This window comes from Comamonas sp. A7-5, from assembly GCF_039581385.1.
Classification (GTDB): Bacteria; Pseudomonadota; Gammaproteobacteria; order Burkholderiales; family Burkholderiaceae_C; genus Comamonas; species Comamonas thiooxydans.
The window spans coordinates 30,534-51,715 of the sequence record NZ_JBCPWO010000019.1; the positions used below are offsets into that span (position 1 = coordinate 30,534).

A 21,182-nucleotide genomic window follows, 5' to 3' on the forward strand; every position below is an offset into this window, starting at 1 on the left:
TGGAGTCCCCTCCGGGCCTTTACGTCTGAATATTCCATTGGAGCCCCGCTTGAACAATCAGTGGTTTTCAAAAGTCGCCGTCTGGCTGGTCATCGCCATGGTGCTGTTTACGGTGTTCAAACAGTTTGACACCCGAGGTGCTGGCGGTGCCTCTCATGTTGGCTACTCGGAATTCCTGGAGCAAGTGCGCAACAACCGTATCAAGAGCGCCACCATTCAGGAAGGTGCCGGCGGTACCGAGGTCGTAGCCACCACCACCGATGATCGCAAGATCCGCACTACAGCCACCTACCTGGATCGTGGTCTGGTGGGCGACCTGATCAATAACAACGTCAAGTTCGACGTCAAGCCACGTGAAGAAGGCTCGCTGCTCATGACGCTGCTCGTGAGCTGGGGCCCCATGCTGCTGTTGATCGGCGTATGGGTGTACTTCATGCGCCAGATGCAGGGCGGAGGCAAGGGCGGTGCCTTCAGCTTCGGCAAGTCCAAGGCACGCATGCTCGACGAGAACAGCAACACCGTCACCTTTGCCGACGTGGCTGGTGCCGATGAGGCCAAGGAAGAGGTCAAGGAAGTCGTGGACTTCCTCAAGGACCCCAACAAGTTCCAGAAGCTCGGCGGTCGTATTCCCCGTGGTCTGCTGCTGGTCGGCCCTCCCGGCACCGGCAAGACGCTGCTGGCCAAGTCGATTGCGGGCGAGGCCAAGGTGCCTTTCTTCTCGATCTCGGGTTCCGACTTCGTTGAAATGTTCGTTGGCGTGGGCGCTGCCCGCGTGCGCGACATGTTCGAAAACGCCAAGAAGAATGCACCCTGCATCATCTTCATCGACGAAATCGACGCCGTCGGTCGCCAGCGCGGTGCCGGCATGGGCGGCGGCAACGACGAGCGCGAGCAGACTCTGAACCAGATGCTGGTCGAGATGGATGGTTTCGAGACCAATCTCGGCGTGATCGTGGTGGCTGCAACCAACCGCCCCGACATCCTGGATGCCGCCTTGCTGCGTCCCGGTCGTTTCGACCGCCAGGTCTATGTGACGCTGCCCGATATCCGCGGCCGCGAGCAGATTCTCAATGTGCACATGCGCAAGATCCCCGTGGGCCAGGACGTGAACCCCGCCATCATCGCGCGCGGCACGCCCGGCATGTCGGGTGCCGATCTGGCCAATCTCTGCAACGAAGCAGCGCTGATGGCGGCTCGCCGCAATGCGCGCACCGTGGAGATGCAGGACTTCGAGAAGGCCAAGGACAAGATCATCATGGGCCCCGAGCGCAAGACCATGGTCATGCCCGAGGAAGAGCGCCGCAACACGGCCTACCATGAAGCCGGCCATGCCCTCATCGGCAAGCTGCTGCCCAAGTGCGATCCCGTGCACAAGGTCACCATCATCCCGCGCGGCCGCGCACTGGGCGTGACCATGAGCCTGCCCGAGAAGGACCGCTACTCCTATGACAAGGAGTACATGCTCAACCAGATCGCCATGCTGTTTGGTGGCCGTATCGCCGAAGAAGTGTTCATGAACCAGATGACGACTGGTGCGTCCAACGACTTCGAGCGCGCGACCCAGATCGCCCGCGACATGGTGACGCGCTACGGCATGAGCGATGCCCTGGGCACCATGGTCTATTCCGAGCAGGAAGGCGAACCTTTCCTGGGCCGTACCTTCAGCCGAGGCTCCAATCTGTCCGAGTCCACCATGCAGAAGGTGGACGACGAAGTGCGTCGCATCATCGACGAGCAATATGCGCTGGCACGCAAGCTGATCGAAGACAACAGCGACAAGATGCACGCCATGGCCAAGGCCATGCTGGACTGGGAAACGATCGACGCCGAACAGCTCAACGACATCATGGCTGGCAAGGAGCCTCGTCCTCCCAAGGACTGGACGCCTCGCAATCCGCCCTCGTCGGATGGCGGCAACTCCTCCGGAGGCAATCCCGCATCGAATGCTGAGCCTTCACCGACTACGGCTTAAGCGCCAAGTCTCCGCTGCAAAAGGTCCCTCAGGGGCCTTTTGTTTTTGTACTCTCAGATATCGGAAGATCTATGTCGCAACAGTGGCAAACCTCGCGTTTTCTCGTGCAGCTCGACAAGCCCCAGGTCATGGGCATCGTGAATGTGACCCCGGATTCCTTTTCTGACGGCGGCAAGCATGCCGGGGTATCCCAGGCCATGGCCCACGCAGAGCTGCTGCTGGCACAGGGCGCACATATTCTGGACATAGGCGGCGAGTCCACCAGGCCGGGCTCACCTGCAGTCAGCCTGGAGGACGAGCTGGCGCGTGTTCTGCCCGTGCTGCGCGAGGCCGTCAAGCTCGATGTGCCCATCTCCATCGATACCTACAAGCCCGAAGTCATGGCGGAAGCCCTGGATCTCGGAGCCGACATCATCAATGACATCTGGGCGCTGCGCCAGCCCGGCGCCTTCGAAGTGGTGAGCCGGCACGGCAGCTGCGGGGTGTGCCTGATGCATATGCACAAGACTCCGCAGGACATGCATCTCGAGCATATGCAGGGCAACGCCGTGGCGCAGGTGCGTGACTTTCTGCTGCAGGCGACGCAGCCCTTGCTCGACGCAGGCGTCGCACGCTCGCGCATCGCCTGGGATTACGGTATTGGCTTCGGCAAGAGCGTGGTACAAAATTTTGCCTTGCTTGCACATCAGCGTGAGCTGCTGGTCCTAGACTTCCCGCTGCTGGCAGGCTGGTCGCGCAAGGGTTCTCTGGGGCAGGTCAGCGGCCTGCCCGTGGATCAGCGCATGGTGCCCAGTGTGGCGGCGGCATTGCTGGCGGTCGAGCGAGGGGCCAGAATTGTGCGTGTCCACGACGTGAAGGACACGGTGGCCGCGCTGGCAGTCTGGCAGGCCATGCATGATGCGCAAGCACTGCAGGCCTGATGACAGAGTATTGAATCTAAAAAGGACAACGAAACTATGGCAAGACAGTACTTCGGCACCGACGGGATTCGCGGCACGGTGGGCAAGTCGCCCATCACGCCTGACTTTGCCCTGCGCCTGGCGCATGCCGTCGGGCGTGTGCTGCGTCGTACGCAGGAGCGTCCTCTGGTGCTGATCGGCAAGGACACCCGCATCTCCGGCTATATGCTGGAGAGCGCACTCGAATCGGGCTTCAACTCTGCCGGTGTCGATGTCATGCTGCTTGGCCCCCTGCCGACACCGGGCGTGGCCTATCTGACGCGTGCCCAGCGCGCCAGCCTGGGCGTGGTCATCAGCGCCAGCCACAACCCGTTCTACGACAACGGCATCAAGTTCTTCAGTGCCGAAGGCACCAAGCTGCCCGATTCCTGGGAAGAGGATGTGGAAGCCGCCCTCAAGGAAGACCCCGTCTGGGTGGATTCAGCCTCTTTGGGCAAGGCACGACGTCTGGCCGATGCCGCCGGCCGTTATATCGAGTTCTGCAAAAGCACTTTCGATCACAGCCTGTCGTTGCGGGGCCTGAAGATCGTAGTGGATGCGGCCCATGGCGCGGCCTATCAGATTGCTCCCAAGGTCTTTCACGAGCTAGGTGCCAATGTGGTGGAAATCGGCTGCTCCCCGGACGGCCTGAACATCAACGAGGGAGTTGGCGCGACCCATCCCGAAGCGCTGGTGAGGGCAGTGCGTGCCAACAATGCCGACTATGGCGTGGCGCTGGACGGCGATGCCGACCGTCTGCAACTGGTCGATGCGCAAGGCCGTCTCTACAACGGCGACGAGCTGCTCTATCTCATGGCGGCCGATCGTCTGGCTCGCGGCGACGTAGTCAGCGGCGTGGCGGGAACCCTGATGACCAATATGGCGGTGGAGCAGGCGCTCAAGGAGCAGGGCGTGGGTTTTGTCCGTGCCAAGGTGGGAGACCGCTATGTGCTGGAGGCGCTCAATGCCAAGGGCTGGCAGCTGGGCGGCGAAAGCTCGGGCCACCTGCTGGCGCTGGACAAGCACACGACCGGTGACGGCCTGGTCAGTGCACTGCAGGTGCTGCAGGCCTGCGTGCGCTCGAAGAAGACCATTGCCCAGTGGCTGGAGTCCGTGAAGCTGTTCCCCCAGGTCATGATCAATGTGCGCCTGCAGCCTGGCCAGGACTGGAAGAGCAACGCCAAGCTGCCAGGTGAGCAGGCAGCGGTCGAAAAGCTGCTGGGCAGCGACGGCCGTGTGCTGATCCGTCCCAGCGGTACCGAGCCCCTGGTGCGAGTCATGGTCGAGGCCAGGAGTGCGGACATGGCCAGCAACTGTGCCGAGCGTCTGGCCGAGGTGGTCAGGGCCAGCTGAAGCTGCGCAAACCCTGATGATTGTCATGAACAACGATGACAGTCATCTCTTGGTCATCTAATTGTCATAAACCATGGGCAGACTGCGGACATGCCCTCAGGGGCGCTTCAAGCTTTCGCAGGCTGCTGCCACATGTCCCAATCCGTATCTGCTTCCGACTCTTTTTTTTCCACTTCCATCACTTCATCTTCAGGGCAGGATCCGGTTGCAGTTTCCCCAGTGACCTCGCAGACCGATAGTCAGGCGCATGAGGCGGGACCTGCATCCCTGGGTCTGGCGCATATCTCGCTTGTGCCTCCCGTCACGACGGCGGTCGTCAACTCCACGAGCGAGCCGGCAGCAGTTGCGCAAGCCGGGGCGGCCGGGCACCATGGTGTGCCCGGTGCCGTTTCTGACGCTGCGACACCGGCCCCTGCCAAAGCGCCGCGCCGACGCCGAGCGGCGTCCAAGAACGAGGTAGCCATGCCGCCTGTGATCGAGCCGACTCTGGAGCTGCTGGACCGCGATCAAAGCATTCTGGTCTTCAATGAGCGCGTGCTGAACTGGGCCGAGCGCGAGGATGTGCCGCTGCTCGAGCGCCTGCGCTATCTGTGCATCGTGTCTTCCAATCTCGACGAGTGGTTCGAGGTGCGCTGTGCACCTCATGTCTCTGCCGCCAAGGTCGGGGATGAACAGGGGCCTTACTCGCGCGCCAGCTTCGAGCGACTGATGACCACGGCCCACGGCCTGGTGGCCAAGCAGTACCAGCTCTATAACCAGTCCATCATTCCCGCGTTCGACAAGCATGCGATTCGCCTGGTTTCTCACGGCGAGCGCAGCGTGGCGCAGCGCAAATGGGTGCGCGAGTACTTCATGCGCGAGGTGCAGCCCCTGCTGATGCCGGTGGGGCTGGATCCGTCGCATCCCTTCCCGCAGGTCGCCAACAAGGCGCTGAATTTCATCGTGCGCCTCAATGGCGTGGATGCCTTCGGGAGGGCCAATGAAGTGGCCATCGTCAAGGTGCCGCGTGCCTTGCCGCGCCTGATCCGCCTGCCCGAGAAGATCTCGGGCAAGCAAAAGCTGTTTGTCAGCATCTCCAGCGTGGTACGTGCCCATCTGGCCGAGCTGTTCCCTGGGCGCGAAGTGTCGGAGTTCTCGCAGTTCCGTGTCACCCGTCACTCCGATCTGGCCGTGGACGAGGACGATGTGGTGGATCTGCGCATGGCCCTGCGCCAGGGTCTGCACCACCGTCACTACGGCCAGGCCGTGCGTCTGGAGGTGTCCTCGTCCTGCTCTGTGGTGCTCTCTGACCTGCTGCTGGAGCAATACGGCCTGCCGGCCGAGGCGCTGTTCCGCGTCAAGGGGCCGGTGAATCTGGTGCGCCAGATGCAGCTGATCGATCTGGTCGACGACCCGGCCCTGCTGTTTCCCAAGTGGAAGCCGGCCTGGCCCACGCAGCTCGTGCCCGGCCGATCCATCCTGGCGCAGATGCGCAAGAGCGACATCATCATCCATCAGCCCTTCGAGAGCTTTGACGGCGTGCTGGAGTTGCTGCGCGAGGCCGTGAACGATCCGCAGGTGCTGGCCATCAAGCAGACCATCTACCGCACGGGCACCGACTCCGAGATCATGAGCCTGCTGGCCGAGGCCGTGAGCCGCGGCAAGGAGGTGCTGGCCGTGCTGGAGCTCAAGGCGCGCTTTGATGAAGAGGCCAATATCAACTGGGCGGAAAAGCTGGAATCGCTGGGCGTGCAGGTGGTGTACGGCGTGGTCGGCCTCAAGACCCACGCCAAGATGCTGCTCATCACGCGCCGTGAAAAGCGCAACAACCAGCTCAAGCGCTATGCCCATCTGTCCACAGGCAACTACAACGCCCGCAGCGCACGCCTTTACACCGACATCAGCCAGCTGACCTGCGATGACGAGATCACGGCCGATATGGATGCGGTATTTCGCCACCTGTCCAGCCATAACACCATGCCCAAGCTGCAAAAGCTGGTCATGGCGCCGTTCCATCTGCAAAACCGCATGCTGGAGCTGATCGGCCTGGTGGCCGCCGCAGCGGCGCGGGGCGAAAAGGCACGCATGGTGCTCAAGATGAATGCGCTGACCGACGAGCCCCTGATTCGCGCCCTGGTCGAGGCCGGTCGCAAGGGAGCACAGATCGATCTCATCGTGCGCGGCTCCTGCATGCTGCCGGCACAGCGCCCGGGCGTGACGGACAATATCCGCGTGCGCTCCATCATCGGCCGTTTTCTGGAGCATTCACGCGTCTTCTACTTTGCCTGGGGCCAGGAGGAAGAGCTGTTGCTGTCCAGTGCCGACTGGATGAATCGCAATATGCTCAGTCGCGTGGAGCTGGCCTGGCCGGTGCTGGACAAAAAGCTGCGCCAGCGCGTGATCGACGAGTGCCTGGTGGCCTATCTGGGCGACGACCGCGATGCCTGGACGCTGGACGCCTCGGGCATTTACCAAAAGCCCGCGCGTCCGCTGGAGGGCAAGGGTGCCCAGCAGGCCCTGATGGTGCGCTACGGCGGCAAGAGCGTTTGAATACTCTGAAAAGAGGAGCGTCTTGCGCCTGATATGCAATGTTTTCAGATATTTTTAGCATTGAAATCATTGTTTGGAAGGTGCTTGAAGCTATCTTTTTGAATGGCTCTGCAGAGCAAAAAAAGGGACTGCCTCGCAGTCCCTTTGTCTTTTGCAGGCTACGGCGGCCTGGCTGGTGACATCAGCGCAGCTGCAGCTTGAGGCTCCAGGGCGTCTTGCTCCAGGCCATGGCTTCCTCTTCGAGCAGGCGGGCGGACTGGGGGTAGGTCAGCATCCAGCCCGAAGGTGTGGAGAGCTTGCATTCCGAACCCGAACGCTTGATCTGCATGCCCTGCATGTCAGGGTCGCGGCGGGTATGGCTCAACTGCACGGCAATGCGCAGTGCCATCAGCGGCAGGGCCAGCTGCGGCTCCTCGATCGCGTCCTCCAGCTTGCGCAGCTTGCCCTGGTGACCCAGCACCAGCTGACAGATGCGCTGGCGCAGCTCAGGCTCCCAGGTGGCCAGGCCGCAATGCTCGACGATATAGGCGCCGTGGCGGTGATAGTTGCTCAGGGCCACGCGCATGCCGACCTCATGCAGCTGCGCGGCAATGGCCAGGGCCTGAGTGCTCAGCGGCGCGGTTTCTGCGGGCAGGATTTGCTGGCACAGCTGGGTGGCAATGCGCTGAACGCGCTGGGCATGGGGTACGTCCACGCCGAAGTCCAGTTGCAGCGCGCCGACTTCCGCCGCTTCCTTGTCGGCAGGGGGCTCATGGTCGAGCAGGTCGTGCAGGGCTCCCTGGCGCAGTGCACCCTGTGCAACTTCCAGCTCGGTAATGCCCAGCAGGTCGACCACGGCCATCATCACGCTGATGCCGCCTGCGACCACCGGGCGGCGATCTTCCTTGAGGCCCGGCATGCGCAGGCGCTCCACATGACCGATGTCCAGCAGCAGCTCATAGAGGTAGCGCAGCTTGGCGGGCGTGATCACCTGTCCGTCCAGGCCCTGGGCCGTGAGAGCGTCGGCCACGGCGTTGGCTGTGCCGGAGGAGGCATAGGCGCAGTCCCAGGCTGTGCCCGGGTAGGCGAACTGGGCCTGGGCCAGGCATTGCTTGGCGGCGGCAACGGCGGCCTGGAAGTTGGCCTTGCTCAGTGCGCCGTCGCTGAAGAAACGGCTGCTCCAGGAGACGCTGCCCAGTGCGAACGATGCCACTTGCAGAGGCTGGCTGTGCTGGCCGATGATGATTTCGGTGGAGCGACCGCCAATGTCGATGACCAGGCGTTTTTGCTGGCTGGGCGGCAGCGAGCTGGCCACGCCGCGATAGATGAGCCGGGCTTCTTCCTCGCCGGCAATGACTTCGATGGGAAAGCCCAGCAACTGGCTGCCACGCGTCACGAATTCGTCGGCATTCAATGCCTCGCGCAGGGTCTGGGTGGCTACAGCGCGGACATGCGAGGCATCAAAGCCCCTGAGGCGCTCGCCAAAGCGAGCCAGGCACTCCCAGCCGCGCTCCATGGCTTCGCGCGAGAGTTCCTGGCGTGAGTTCAGGCCATTGCCCTGGCGCACGGTTTCCTTGAGGTATTCCACACGCTCGATGCGTTGATGCGAGCCGATACGGCCTATTTCAAGGCGAAAGCTATTGGAGCCAAGGTCTACGGCGGCAAGCAGCGATTCAGGAGCCATTTCTGAGCCAATCAATGCGTTGTTGTTATGCGGGTTGGGGCACGGGCAGAGCATGAGCGTGATGGAACAGGCGACACATGCACCGGGCAGTGGAATATGCAATACGGGCCGTCATCAAGCTTGCGGGGCGCGGGGTTCAACCTCTGCCAAGTCAGGTATTTGCAGGTATTTGCCGAGTTGGGCCGCCAGAGTGCGCTCACGCTGTGTGACAGACTATGTCATACATTGCCGACGATCAGTCTCCAGCCTTGCGACAAGCTGTTACCCGGGCCGGGTCTGCGGGTCAAGGCTCAGCAGTTTGCGAATGAAATATGACACTCGCATGACCGCTTTGGAGCTCTTTCACTCGGTTGCGCCTTGAAATTTTCATGTCACGACCTTGTCATAAAAGGTTTTTAAAGTTCACTCCATCGAATCTTTCAACCCTAAGAGGTCGTTTCATGAAGTTGTCCTTGATTCACGTTCTGGTGGCTGGTGCTCTGTCTGCAGCGGGTATTGCCAACGCCAGCCAGGAAGCCACAGGTGCCGGTGCGAGCTTCCCGGCTCCTCTGTATTCCAAGTGGGCTGCCGACTATCACAAGGCCACTGGCGTCAAGATTAACTATCAGTCCGTGGGTTCCAGCGCCGGTGTCAAGCAGATCGAAGCCAAGACCGTGGACTTTGGTGCTTCCGATGAACCCCTGAAGGATGACGAACTGGCCAAGAAGGGTCTGGTTCAGTTCCCCACCGTGATCGGCGGCATTGTTCCCGTGGTCAACATCAAGGGCGTGGCTCCCGGCCAGCTGAAGCTGTCGGGCCAGGTGCTGGGCGATATCTACCTGGGCAAGATCTCCAAGTGGAACGACCCCGCCATCACGGCTCTGAACCCCGGTGTGGCACTGCCTGATGCCGCTATCGCTCCCGTGCGCCGCGCTGACGGCTCCGGCACCACCTTCGGCTTCACCAACTACCTCTCCAAGGTCAATGCCGAGTGGAAGGAAAAAGTGGGCGAGGGCAAGGCCGTGAACTGGCCCACCGGTGCCGGCGGCAAGGGTAACGAAGGCGTTGCCGCCTTTGTGGGTCGCCTGCCCAACTCCATCGGTTATGTCGAGTACGCCTATGTGAAGCAGAACAAGCTGACCTACACACAGCTGCAGAACAAGGAAGGCGCTTTTGTCTCTCCTGACGACGAGACCTTCAAGGCGGCTGCTGCTGGCGCTGACTGGGCCAAGAGCTTCTACCAGATCCTGACCAACCAGCCCGGCAAGAACGCCTGGCCCATCACCTCGGCAACCTTCATCCTGATGCACAAGACTCAGGAAAAGCCTGCTCAGGCCGCCACCTCGCTGAAGTTCTTCGACTGGGCTTACAAGCAGGGTGACAAGACTGCCGCCGATCTGGACTATGTGCCCATGCCCGACGCAGTCAAGAACGTGATCTACAAGTCCTGGAACGACATCAAGGACGCTTCGGGCAAGGTTGTTTCCAAGTAATTTCGTGTCATCAGTGAGCAGCGGGCTGCCGTGCCGGACGGTATGTTCGCTGCTTGTTTCAACCCTTTGCGAATAAAGGCGCTCACGTGTCCACTACGTCGCCCTCCAGTTCGCTGGCTGCAGCCCCCACCGATGCCGCCAAGCGACGCTCTCCCTCTCCGCCACGTGCTCCGATGATCTCGGGACGTATGGCGGATCGTTTGTTTGGTGGCCTGGCACGCAGCGCAGCAATTTTGACGCTGGTGCTGCTGCTGGCCATCATGGTTTCGCTGATCTTCGGTGCCTGGCCCGCCATCTCCGAATATGGTCTGAGCTTTCTGACCAGCAGTGTCTGGGACCCCGTGCAGGATCAATACGGCGGTCTGGTCATGATTTACGGCACGCTGGCCACTTCGGCCATCGCGCTCATCATTGCAGTGCCCGTGAGCTTCGGCATTGCCCTGTTTCTGACGGAGCTCTCGCCTGCCTGGCTCAAGCGCCCTCTGGGCACTGCCATCGAGTTGCTGGCCGCAGTTCCCTCCATTGTTTACGGCATGTGGGGCCTGATGGTGTTCGGCCCCGTGCTGGCCACCTATGTGCAGCAGCCTCTGCAGAACCTGCTGACCGGTGTGCCCTATCTGGGCGCTTTTGTCTCCGGCCCTCCCGTGGGTATCGGTATTTTGTCGGCCGGCATCATTCTGGCCATCATGATCATCCCCTTCATCGCCTCCGTGATGCGCGATGTGTTCGAAGTCACGCCGGCGCTGCTCAAGGAGTCGGCCTACGGTCTGGGCTCCACGACCTGGGAAGTGGTCTGGAAAGTGGTGCTGCCCTATACCAAGACCGGCGTGCTGGGCGGCGTCATGCTGGGCCTGGGCCGCGCACTGGGCGAGACCATGGCCGTGACCTTTGTGATCGGCAACATGAACCAGCTCAATTCCCTGTCCGTGTTCGAGGCTGCGAACAGCATCACCTCGGCGCTGGCCAATGAGTTTGCCGAAGCGGGCGAGGGCCTGCATCAGGCGTCGCTGATCTATCTGGGTCTGGTGCTGTTCTTCATCACCTTCGTGGTGCTGGCCTGCTCCAAGCTGCTGCTCAACCGTCTGCAGAAGAACGAAGGAGCCCGCTCATGAGCCCGACCTCCACCTCCACCAAAATGCTCGACGCAGCCGATCTGGCTGCGGTGCGTCAGGCCAAGTACAACAAGCGCAAGCGCCTCAATCAGGTCGCGCTGACCCTGTCCATGGCAGCCATGCTGTTTGGCGTGTTCTGGCTGGTCTGGATTCTCTGGGAAACCATTCGCCAGGGCCTGGGTGGTCTGAACTTCGCCCTGTTCTCGCAGATGACGCCTCCCCCCAACGAGGAGGGCGGTATTGCCAATGCCATCTGGGGTTCGCTGATGATGGTGGCGCTGGCCACTTTCGTGGGCACGCCAATCGGCGTGATGGCCGGGGTCTATCTGGCCGAGTACGACAAAAAAGGCTGGCTGGCTTCCACCACCCGCTTCGTCAACGACATTCTGCTGTCGGCCCCCTCCATCGTCATCGGTCTGTTTGTCTATACCGTGGTGGTGGTGCGCTTCAAGAGCTTCTCCGGCATGGCCGGCGTGATCGCGCTGGCGCTGATTGTGATTCCCGTGGTTATCCGCACCACGGAAAACATGCTGGTGCTGGTTCCATCCAGCCTGCGTGAAGCAGCTTATGCGCTGGGTACGCCCAAGTGGAAGGTCATCATCATGGTGACCTTGCGCGCAGCCCGCGCCGGCGTGATCACCGGTGTGCTGCTGGCAGTGGCCCGCATTGCTGGCGAGACCGCTCCGCTGCTGTTCACGGCGCTGAACAACCAGTTCTGGAATGCCGACATGAGCAAGCCCATGGCCAGCCTGCCGGTCACCATCTTCAAATTTGCCATGAGCCCGTATGAGAACTGGCAGCAACTGGCCTGGGCCGGTGTCTTCCTCATCACTGTGGCTGTGCTGGGTCTGAATATCCTGGCGCGTTTCATCACCCGCCAGAAATAATTCGAAAGTTCAAGATCATGACTGCAATCACTGCTCCCGCCAACATCAAGCTGGCCGTGCGCGACCTGAACTTCTACTACGGCAAGTTTCACGCGCTGAAGAACATCAACCTCGATATTCCCGAGAAGAAGGTCACGGCCTTCATCGGCCCCTCGGGCTGCGGCAAGTCCACGCTGCTGCGCACCTTCAACCGCATGTTCGAGCTCTATCCCGAGCAGCGCGCCGAAGGTCAGATCATGCTGGACGGTGACAATCTGCTGACCAGCAAGCAGGATGTGGCACTGATTCGTGCCAAGGTCGGCATGGTGTTCCAGAAGCCCACGCCGTTCCCCATGTCCATCTATGACAACATCGCTTTCGGCGTGAAGCTGTTCGAGAATCTCAACGCCTCGGACATGGACGACCGCGTGGAGTGGGCGCTGCGCAAGGCAGCACTGTGGAATGAAGTCAAGGACAAGCTGCAGCAAAGCGGCTCGGGCCTGTCGGGCGGTCAGCAGCAGCGTCTGTGCATCGCGCGCGGCATTGCCATCAAGCCCGAGGTACTGCTGCTGGACGAGCCCTGCTCGGCGCTGGACCCCATCTCCACGGCCAAGATCGAAGAGCTGATTGCGGAGCTGAAGAACGACTACACCGTGGTCATCGTGACACACAACATGCAGCAGGCCGCCCGTTGCAGCGACTACACGGCCTATATGTATCTGGGGGATCTGGTGGAGTTTGGCGACACCGAAAAAATGTTCTTCAAGCCCCAGCGCAAGGAAACGGAAGACTACATCACAGGCCGCTTCGGCTAAGGACTTAAAAATGACAGAAAAACATTTGTCCACGCAGTTCGACTCCGAACTCAATCGTGTCTCGGCACGCGTCATGGAGCTGGGCGGTCTGGTCGAGTCGCAGATCAGCAATGCCGTCTACGCACTGACCAGCTTCAGCACCGAGGCGGTTGAGCAGGTCATCAGCACCGAGCAGCGCGTCAACGCCATGGAGGTCGAGATCGACCATGAGCTGTCGTCCATCATTGCGCGCCGCCAGCCCACGGCCCGCGACCTGCGCCTGCTGATCGCCTTCTCCAAGGCAACGGCCAACCTGGAGCGCATGGGCGACGAAGCCTGCAAGATGGCCCGCATGGTCAAGTCCATCATCGAAAGCGGCGCTGCCCGTTCGCTGCCCAGCGGCGAGTTGCGCATGGCGGCACAGATGGCTTCCGAGCTGCTGCGCAAGACCCTGGATGCCTTCGCCCGACTGGACACCAAGGCGGCAGTGGCCATCTTGCGTGAAGACGACCTGATCGACGAAGAGTTCGACGGCTTTGTGCGCAAGCTCATCACCTACATGATGGAAGATCCGCGCACTATCTCCGCCAGCCTGGACCTGCTGTTCCTGGCCAAGGCCATCGAGCGTATCGGCGACCACTCCAAGAACGTGGCCGAGCTGATCATCTACCTGGTCGAGGGCAAGGATGTGCGCCATCAGACCATGGCTGAAATCGAATCTGCGGTGTTGTAAGACGGAGGCTACTCAGGGATGAAGAAGATGCCCATGGTCCTCATCGTGGAGGACGAACCTGCGATTGCAGAGTTGATCGCGGTCAATTTGAGGCATAACGGCTTCCAGCCCGTCTGGGCGGAAGACGGTGTTTCGGCGCAGCGCGAGCTTGATGCCGTGCTGCCCGACGTGATTTTGCTCGACTGGATGCTGCCCGGGGCCAGCGGTCTGTCTCTGGCCCGTAAATGGCGTGCCGACAGCCGCACCAAGGCCGTGCCCATTCTCATGCTGACGGCGCGTGGCGACGAGCCCGACAAGGTGGCGGGCCTGGATGCCGGTGCGGATGACTACATCACCAAGCCTTTCTCCACCCAGGAGCTGCTGGCCCGTATCCGTGCCGTGCTGCGCCGCCGTGCGCCTGAGCAGGTGCAGGACAAGGTCAGCATTGGCGAGCTGGTGCTGGATGCCGCAGCCCACCGCGTGAGCTGGCAGGGCGATCTGCTCAAGATCGGACCTACCGAGTTCAAGCTGCTCAACTATCTGATGAAGCACCCCGAGCGCGTGCACAGCCGTGCGCAGTTGCTCGACAAGGTCTGGGGCGATCATGTCTTCATTGAAGAGCGCACCGTGGACGTGCACGTCAAGCGCTTGCGAGAATCGTTGGGTGTGGCGGGTGTTCTGATTGAGACCGTGCGCGGTGCGGGCTACCGCTTCAGCGCCCAGGCCATGGCCTGACAGCACTTCCCCCCGAACCTCGGCCCGGCCTGGCTGGGTCGTCAAAAATCACAACTGAAAGCAAATATGGGGTGGCGTGGTTTTCGATTGTTGGCTTCTCAGGTCGCGGCAGCCGTAGTGGTATGGCTGCTGTGGGCCTATCTCGTTGCACCCGGTGCGACGGTGCTGCAGCAATGCGTGGCGGCCATGACGGGTGCCTTGATCGGCGGCTGGATATGGTGGCTGGTGGACAGCTGGAATGGCGCGCGGCTACTGCACTGGCTGCGCCAGTCGGAGCTGGGCGCGGTACCCAATCTGGCAGGGATCTGGGGCGAGGCCAGCGTGCGCATGCGCCGCTGGATTCGCCAGAGCGTGCAGCAGGTGCAGCAGGGCGACCAGCGGCTCAATGACATTCTGTCTGCCTTGCAGGCCAGTCCCAATGGTGTGGTGCTGCTCGATGCACAGGGCCGCATCGAATGGTGCAATCAGATTTCCGCCAAGCAGTTCGGCTTTGACGCCGAGCGCGATGTGCTGCAAAGCATCGGTAATCTGGTGCGAGATCCTCAGTTCAGTGCCTATTTTGCGGCGCAGGACTTCAGCCATGATCTGGTCATGCAGGGGCGCGAAAGCACACCTTCGCGGCCGGTCAAGCTGTCGGTGCAGCTCTACGGCTACGGTGAAGGGCGCAAGCTGCTGCTGGCGCGCGATGTGACGGCGCTGGAGCAGGCCGAGGCCATGCGCCGCGACTTCGTGGCCAATGTCTCGCACGAAATCCGCACGCCTCTGACCGTGCTGGCCGGTTTTGTCGAGACCCTGCAGAACCTGCCGCTCGAGGAAGACGAGCGCAGGCGCTATCTGGAGCTGATGGCCCAGCAGGCCGAGCGCATGCAGCATCTGGTGGAAGACCTGCTGACCTTGTCGCGCCTGGAGGGCAGCCCGCTGCCCAGCAACAATGACTGGGTGTCGGTGGCGCAGCTGCTCAATCGCTGTGAGAACGAGGCTCGTGGACTCTCCAATGCCTTGACGCGCAAGCAGGCCAAACCCCATGTGCTGAACTTTCCTGATGAGCAGGCGCTGCGGCAGGCCGGAGATCTGGCAGGTGCAAGCGCAGAACTGCACAGTGCGTTTTCCAATCTGCTGGCCAATGCCATGCGCTATACGCCGGCCGGCGGGCAGATCGATGTGCGCTGGCAACTGCTGCCCGATGGATCGGCCCGCTTTGCCGTCAAGGACTCAGGCCCCGGCATCGACGAAAAGCATGTGTCGCGCCTGACGGAGCGCTTTTATCGCGTGGATCGCAGCCGCTCACGCGATACGGGCGGCACCGGCCTGGGGCTGGCCATCGTCAAGCATGTGCTGCAGCGGCATGGCGCCAGGCTCAGTATTGAGAGTGAGCTGGGCAAGGGTTCGGAATTCGCCGTCACCTTCCCACCCAGCCGAGTGCGGGCGGCTGCTGAAGTACCCGCCAAGGCACTTTCTCATTAGGAGGCTCCAGGCTGGGTCTGCGGCTTTGGAGGTTGTATGGCCCTGTGCAAAATGCTGCTGAAGGCCATGGCCGTGACAAACAGGGCTGCCGCGCTGCAAACCCAGAAGGGCATGGGTGTGGCCTGCCAGTCCAGCCAGCCTTCGGCTGCTTGCCATCGGTAGGTCAGCCAGTAGCCAAGGCCCAGGCCGCCGCCCCATAGCAGCAGGCAATAGATCACCAGAGGCGCCACGGTCACGCGATAGCAGCGCAGCACGAAAATGCAATAGGTCTGCACGCAGTCCGCCACATGGTATGCAGCCACGCAGATCAGCAACCAGGACGTCACTGCCAGCACCCGCGGGGAGTCGGTGTAGATGTCTGCAATCCAGGTGCGAGCGATCAAGAGCGTAGCTGCTGTCGCAATACCGATGAGCAGAGCAAGCTTGAAACACTGTTGAATCAGCGTCCTGGCCTGGGCCTCATCACCGGCGCCGCGCCAGTAGCTGACGCGGGCGCTGGTGGCGATGGCCAGAGACAGCGGCACCATATAGCAGATGGCGGCCAGATTGGCGGCGATCTGGTGGCTGGCGGACGAGAGCGAGCCCTGCCTTGCCACATACAGGGCCATGAGGGTGAAGGAGGTGACTTCCACCAGAATGGCCAGGCCTGCAGGAACACCCAGGCGGCAGAAATGGCCAAGTTGCCGCCAGTCAGGGTGCTCCAGCTTCTGCCAAAGCGCCAGCGGAGCATAGAAATCCTGAGTGCGCATCAGCCACAGAGCCACGGCAAACATGGTGTAGTTGACCAGCAGCGTGGCCAGTGCGCAGCCCACTGCTCCGAGGGGAGCAAGACCCAGCCCGCCAAAGGTGAACCAGATGGACAAGGGGATCTTGATCAGCAGCGAGATGAGTTGCAGCCAGGTGACCAGCTTGGGGTGGCCTAGCGCCTGGTTGAGCGCGCTGTAGATACGAAACAGCAGCGCCGGAGGCAAGCCCCAGGCCAGTACGGCGAGATAGCGCTTGACCTCCAGTTGCAGCGCATCGGGCACGCCCGTCCAGTGCAGCAGTGCACCGGGCATGAGCAGCACCGCCATGCCGAGCACGCAGGCCAGCGCGCACAGATACATGGACTGGCGCAGCGATTGACCTATGGCCAGGGGCTGACCGGCGCCGCGCTGCTCGGACCACAAGGGCAGAAGAGCCTGAAAAATGCCCATCAGCGAGGCATAGACGCTGATGAAAATGGCCGACCCTACGGAGAGGGCGGCCACGGCATCGTTGGAATAGCGGCTGGCCACGATGGTGTCGGTGGTGCCAAAGGCCATGACGGCCAGCTGCCCGGCCAGCACGGTGCCCGCATGCCGTCCTATGTACTGCAATTCGCCCTTCATGGGGCTTTGGGGTCGGTGTACTTGAGCAGTACCAGGACTTCCTTTTGGCCTGCCAGACGGGTGATGCGGCTGACCTCGCTCCAGCCCTGGCGCAGCTTGCGATTGTGATCGCCTGCCCAGCGGTCTGCGTCGACCAGCGCCCAGCCGCAGTCGCCTGGATTGCTGCGACGCAATAGCGCCGTATCCACATGGGTGTAGTAGCGCACGGCCGCAATCTGCGAACGGCCCAGGCCGTAGGTCAGCACGCAGCTTGTGGCGCCGTTCTGCTTGAGTTCGCTGCCCAGCTGTGTCATCTGGAATTCATAGCTGCGAGCATGATCCAGCGGCTCCATCCAGAGTGTGGACAGCAAAACCCAGCTCAGTGTGGCGCCGCCGGCCGGGAGCACCAGGCTCTTCCAGATGGCTGCACGATTGCGCGAGGTGCGCCAGACCACCAGTACAAACCAGCCGGCCGTGGCGATCAGCGCCACGATGACGGTGAGCCAGGAGATGCTGGCCTCGAACTGCGGAGCCAGACGCGCAATATTGGCGGCGATCTTGGGCGGGAATCCAGTCTGAAACGCCAGCCAGACCACCCAGATGGCAATCGCGGATGCCGTAAAGAACAGCAGCGTGAACCAGTCGATCAGCGCGCTGATGCTGCGGCGGAATGTGGGCAGGGCGAAGGCGGCCAGGGTGGCAATGGCGGGAAGTCCCAGCAGCAGCGCACGATCGGCCGGGGTGCTGCTCAGGCAGGCAGCCACAGGGACTGTGGCAAACAGCAGGGCGATGGACAGATGCGGGTTGTGGCCGGGGCGTGCAATCTGGCGGCGCCAGACCCACAGCGTCCACAAAGCCAGGGGCCAGGCGGGCCAGCAGAACCACAGCAGCAGTTGCAGCAGGGCATCCCAGTCCTTGAACGAGTCCACCAGATGCCAGACCCATTGATGCAAGGCCGTGGTCAGGCTGGCAGCGAGCACCGTGGCGGCTAGCCAGGCTGCGGCCCAGGTGCGGGCCTGACGGTGGGCGCGGCCGGGATTGTCGCCCCAGCTGCGCTGTGTGAAGGCGATCACGCTGCCGCCCAGTCCGAACAGTACGGAAAGAGTGGGTGCGCCGCTCAGGGCCAATCCCAGCAGGCCGAATAGCAGTGCAGCGGCTGACTTCCTGGGGTGATAGGCCATGGCCGCCGCTGCAAAAAACAGCAGCGCCGTGCAGCCCAGCTGCGTGACATAGCTGGTGGTTTCATGCGAGAGCTGGGCCAGGCCCAGGCAGGCAACCAGGGCCAGCAAAGCCGCATCGGCCATGGCGCGGGCATAGTCGATCAGCTGGGCTTCCCCGCCAAAGGCAAAGGCCACGGGCTGCGCCCCGGGGGTGCGTGCAAGGTAATAGGCTCCCCACCAGGTGGCGCCCAGGGTCACGATCAGCAAGGCGATGAAGGGCAGGCGCGCCGCCATCTCGGCGCCAAGCAGCCACTCGAAACCCTGCAAGGACAAGGCACCCAGCCAGTAGGGCAGCAGACCGTCCATGCTGGGAGCCAGGCCCGAGAGCTTGGGGGCTAGCCAGTCGGTCTTGCCCAGCGCCAGCTCGCGCATATAGCCAAAGGCCTCCATATCGTTGGAGCGCCAGGGGCCACGCATGACAAAGCCGGGAATCACATAGGCCAGGCACAGCAAAAGCAGGGCCCAGCGCGGCAGGCGGCGTACAGCGCTTTGGGCAACGATGGCAGGTGTGGGCTGGTTCACGCAGTCAATCCGGTAGCGGCTGTGCGAATTTGCACGGCCAGATCAGGCGAAAGCGCTTGAAGTCAAAGCGCTTGGTGCTCCGATGATAGGAGCATTGGGATTCCGTGGGGCGGCACCCAAAAAAGAAAAAGGCAGCACGGTTGCCCGGGCTGCCTTTTCAGCAAAAAAGTAAGAATTACTTCTTGCCGAAGCGGTTGCGGAACTTCTCCACGCGACCACCCATGTTGTCCACCGACTTTTGTGTGCCAGTGTAGAAGGGGTGCGATTCAGAAGTGGTATCCAGCTTGAACAGAGGGTACTCTTTACCTTCGAAGTTTTCGGTTTCCTTGGTGGAAACGCAAGAACGTGTCACGAACTTGAAGCCGTTGGACATGTCAACGAACAGAACTTCGCGGTAATTGGGGTGAATGCCTTCTTTCATGATCTTTCCTTTGGTCAAGTGCGGGAGCCGCACCAGCCTGTCCGGTGTACTTTCCGCATAAAAGCTCTCCATTATTGCACACAATGAGAAAACACCACCACATGCGTCCGCAGGCGGTGGTGTGCGGTCAGCTTGCAAACCATGACCAATAGCTTCGGTGGCAGGCCTGATCCAGGCAAGGCTGCATAGTTCTTCTAGCTGCAGCAGCCCGGTGCTTGGAGCCGGCTTGCGCATGCCGGAGCGCTTCCGGCTGCGGGAGCTTGATGTGGCTCAACTCCCGGCAGGTCGTGACTATGCAACAACTTCTGCAGCGCATAAGATGTTGCGTTATTGCCATGCAGCAAAAAGGGGCCGCTATGGTTGACCGCGAGGCCGAAGCTCAGTTCAGTTCCAGCCAGCAGCTTGATCAAGCTGTGCGTGCGATGTGGGCACAGCAGTGGCTGTCGGTTTCCCCCGAGTCCCAATGGCAGGCCTGGATGGATTGGGCCGGCAATCTCGCCATCAGCCCGGGAAAGCGTCTGGATCTGGCAAGGCTGGCGCTGGAGGAATGGGCCAGGCTTTGCTATGGCGGGCCGCAGACGCAGGAGGCGGAACGTCTCTTTCAGGCTCCTGAATGGAGGCAATGGCCGTTCGCGGTCATGAGTGCGGGATTTGTCGCCCAGCAACGCTGGTGGCAGGCTGCCACCCAAGGCGTTCCAGGTGTTGAAAAACATCACGAGCGTCTGGTCGGGTTCTGGAGCAGGCAGTGGCTGGAGATGCTTTCGCCAGCGAACTTTTTTGCCATCAACCCGATAGTTCTGGAACGTACCGCCAAAGAGGGCGGGGCGAATCTGGTGCGTGGCTTCCAGTACCTGATGGAAGATGTGCATGCGCAGCTCGCAAACAAGCCGCCTGCAGGTTGCGAGGGGTTTCAGGTGGGGCGCGATGTGGCCGTCACCGCTGGCAAGGTGGTGCTGCGCAACCAGCTGATGGAGCTGATCCAGTACGCGCCGACAACCGACAAGGTCCATCCCGAGCCGGTATTGATCATGCCGGCCTGGATCATGAAGTACTACATCCTGGATCTTTCGCCACACAATTCGCTGATCAAGTATCTGGTCGATCAGGGACATACGGTGTTCTGCGTCTCCTGGAGGAACCCCGATGCCGGAGATCGAGATCTGGGCATGGACGACTATGTCGAGCTGGGCTGGCGCGCTGCGCTGGATGTCGTCACGGCCATCGTGCCGGGGCAGAAGGTGCATGCCGCAGGCTATTGTCTGGGCGGAACCTTGCTGGCCATTGCGGCAGCCGCGATGGCGCGCGATGGAGACGAGCGTCTGGCATCGATGACCTTGCTGGCCGCGCAGACCGATTTCACCGAACCCGGCGAGCTGGCGCTGTTCATCGACGAAGCGCAGGTCAGCCTGCTTGAGGCCCAGATGGCCCAGCAAGGCTATCTGCGCGCCGATCAGATGGCGGGCGCATTCCTGATGCTGCGCTCCCATGATCTGCTGTGGTCGCGCATGGTCAATCAATACCTGCTGGGCGAGCGGGCACCGATGAGCGATCTCATGGCCTGGAATGCCGACGCCACGCGCATGCCTGCCAGGATGCACTCGCAATACCTGCGCCGTCTGTTTCTGAATAACGATCTCAGTGAAAGCCGCTATCCGGTCGATGGCAAGCCGGTCTCGCTCCTCAATCTGCAAGTGCCCATCTTCTGTGTGGGAACGCTCACCGATCATGTAGCGCCTTGGCAATCGGTATTCAAGCTGCACCACCACACTGCGGCTGAAATCACCTTTGTGCTGACGAGTGGCGGCCACAACGCCGGCATCGTCAGCGAGCCCAGCCATCCGCGACGCCGCTACCAGTTGCTCACGCGGTCTGTCGGCGCGCAGGACGTTGTCGCCCAGCAGTGGCAGCAAGAGGCCGAGCAGCGCCAGGGCTCCTGGTGGCCGGCATGGGACGAGTGGCTCAAAAACAGATCCGGCACACCGATAGCTCCGCCGCGCATGGGCGGCACGAGCGGCGGGCCCTTGTATGACGCTCCAGGCCAGTACGTGCTCGGGCATTGA

At 61.7% G+C, this 21,182-nt stretch carries 16 protein-coding genes; 12 read left to right on the forward strand and 4 right to left on the reverse strand.

What is annotated here, in order from left to right:
• The first annotated feature begins 49 nt into the window (after positions 1-49).
• The 4 genes from ftsH (at position 50) to ppk1 (ending at position 6,792) form a co-directional block, all read left to right on the forward strand.
• A complete protein-coding gene (ftsH, locus tag AAIL67_RS22295; RefSeq protein WP_003067340.1) occupies positions 50-1,972 on the forward strand; it encodes an ATP-dependent zinc metalloprotease FtsH in 1,923 nt (640 codons plus the stop codon).
• Between the two features lie 71 nt (positions 1,973-2,043).
• On the forward strand, positions 2,044-2,892 hold the full coding sequence (gene folP, locus AAIL67_RS22300) for a dihydropteroate synthase (protein ID WP_343485150.1): 849 nt from the start codon (positions 2,044-2,046) through the stop codon (positions 2,890-2,892).
• Positions 2,893-2,928: 36 nt separating this feature from the next.
• Complete coding sequence (gene glmM / locus AAIL67_RS22305; RefSeq protein WP_003067335.1) at positions 2,929-4,263, forward strand: phosphoglucosamine mutase; 1,335 nt, start codon at positions 2,929-2,931, stop codon at positions 4,261-4,263.
• 462 nt (positions 4,264-4,725) lie between these two features.
• Positions 4,726-6,792, forward strand: a complete 2,067-nt coding sequence (gene ppk1, locus AAIL67_RS22310) for a polyphosphate kinase 1 (RefSeq protein WP_063664304.1) — start codon at positions 4,726-4,728, stop codon at positions 6,790-6,792.
• 181 nt (positions 6,793-6,973) lie between these two features.
• Here ppk1 and AAIL67_RS22315 read toward each other — a convergent pair whose 3' ends face one another.
• Positions 6,974-8,455, reverse strand: coding sequence for a Ppx/GppA phosphatase family protein (locus tag AAIL67_RS22315; RefSeq protein ID WP_034358724.1), 1,482 nt, complete (start codon positions 8,453-8,455; stop codon positions 6,974-6,976).
• 440 nt (positions 8,456-8,895) lie between these two features.
• Here AAIL67_RS22315 and pstS point away from each other — a divergent pair, with 440 nt between their 5' ends.
• The 7 genes from pstS to phoR all read left to right on the forward strand — a co-directional run bounded on the left by pstS (position 8,896) and on the right by phoR (position 15,610).
• Complete coding sequence (pstS, locus tag AAIL67_RS22320) at positions 8,896-9,927, forward strand: phosphate ABC transporter substrate-binding protein PstS (RefSeq protein ID WP_003067330.1); 1,032 nt, start codon at positions 8,896-8,898, stop codon at positions 9,925-9,927.
• 173 nt (positions 9,928-10,100) lie between these two features.
• Entirely contained in the window at positions 10,101-11,039 is a 939-nt protein-coding gene (gene pstC, locus AAIL67_RS22325; protein WP_034358718.1) for a phosphate ABC transporter permease PstC, read from the forward strand.
• Entirely contained in the window at positions 11,036-11,926 is an 891-nt protein-coding gene (gene pstA, locus AAIL67_RS22330) for a phosphate ABC transporter permease PstA (protein ID WP_034358716.1), read from the forward strand. The genes pstC and pstA overlap by 4 nt, the downstream gene beginning before the upstream one ends.
• 17 nt (positions 11,927-11,943) lie before the next feature.
• A complete protein-coding gene (gene pstB / locus AAIL67_RS22335; RefSeq protein ID WP_003067324.1) occupies positions 11,944-12,720 on the forward strand; it encodes a phosphate ABC transporter ATP-binding protein PstB in 777 nt (258 codons plus the stop codon).
• Positions 12,721-12,730: 10 nt separating this feature from the next.
• Positions 12,731-13,432 (forward strand): phosphate signaling complex protein PhoU, encoded by a 702-nt coding sequence (phoU, locus tag AAIL67_RS22340; RefSeq protein ID WP_003067322.1) that lies wholly within the window; start codon positions 12,731-12,733, stop codon positions 13,430-13,432.
• A gap of 18 nt (positions 13,433-13,450) precedes the next feature.
• Positions 13,451-14,146 carry a phosphate regulon transcriptional regulator PhoB gene (phoB, locus tag AAIL67_RS22345; protein ID WP_003053455.1) on the forward strand — a complete coding sequence of 232 codons (696 nt, stop codon included), beginning with the start codon at positions 13,451-13,453 and terminating at the stop codon, positions 14,144-14,146.
• Positions 14,147-14,233: 87 nt separating this feature from the next.
• Positions 14,234-15,610, forward strand: a complete 1,377-nt coding sequence (gene phoR, locus AAIL67_RS22350) for a phosphate regulon sensor histidine kinase PhoR (protein WP_034358714.1) — start codon at positions 14,234-14,236, stop codon at positions 15,608-15,610.
• On the opposite strand, the gene AAIL67_RS22355 is transcribed toward phoR, so the two are convergent.
• From AAIL67_RS22355 to AAIL67_RS22365, 3 genes are all read right to left on the reverse strand, one after another.
• Positions 15,607-16,980, reverse strand: a complete 1,374-nt coding sequence (locus tag AAIL67_RS22355; RefSeq protein ID WP_343485152.1) for an MATE family efflux transporter — start codon at positions 16,978-16,980, stop codon at positions 15,607-15,609. The two genes, phoR and AAIL67_RS22355, sit on opposite strands and share 4 nt — an antisense overlap.
• Positions 16,977-18,701, reverse strand: coding sequence for a hypothetical protein (locus AAIL67_RS22360; protein WP_063664291.1), 1,725 nt, complete (start codon positions 18,699-18,701; stop codon positions 16,977-16,979). The genes AAIL67_RS22355 and AAIL67_RS22360 overlap by 4 nt, the downstream gene beginning before the upstream one ends.
• 175 nt (positions 18,702-18,876) lie before the next feature.
• On the reverse strand, positions 18,877-19,122 hold the full coding sequence (locus AAIL67_RS22365) for a type B 50S ribosomal protein L31 (protein WP_003053459.1): 246 nt from the start codon (positions 19,120-19,122) through the stop codon (positions 18,877-18,879).
• Positions 19,123-19,478: 356 nt separating this feature from the next.
• On the opposite strand from AAIL67_RS22365, the gene AAIL67_RS22370 reads away from it, so the two are divergent.
• Entirely contained in the window at positions 19,479-21,182 is a 1,704-nt protein-coding gene (locus tag AAIL67_RS22370) for an alpha/beta fold hydrolase (protein WP_343485153.1), read from the forward strand.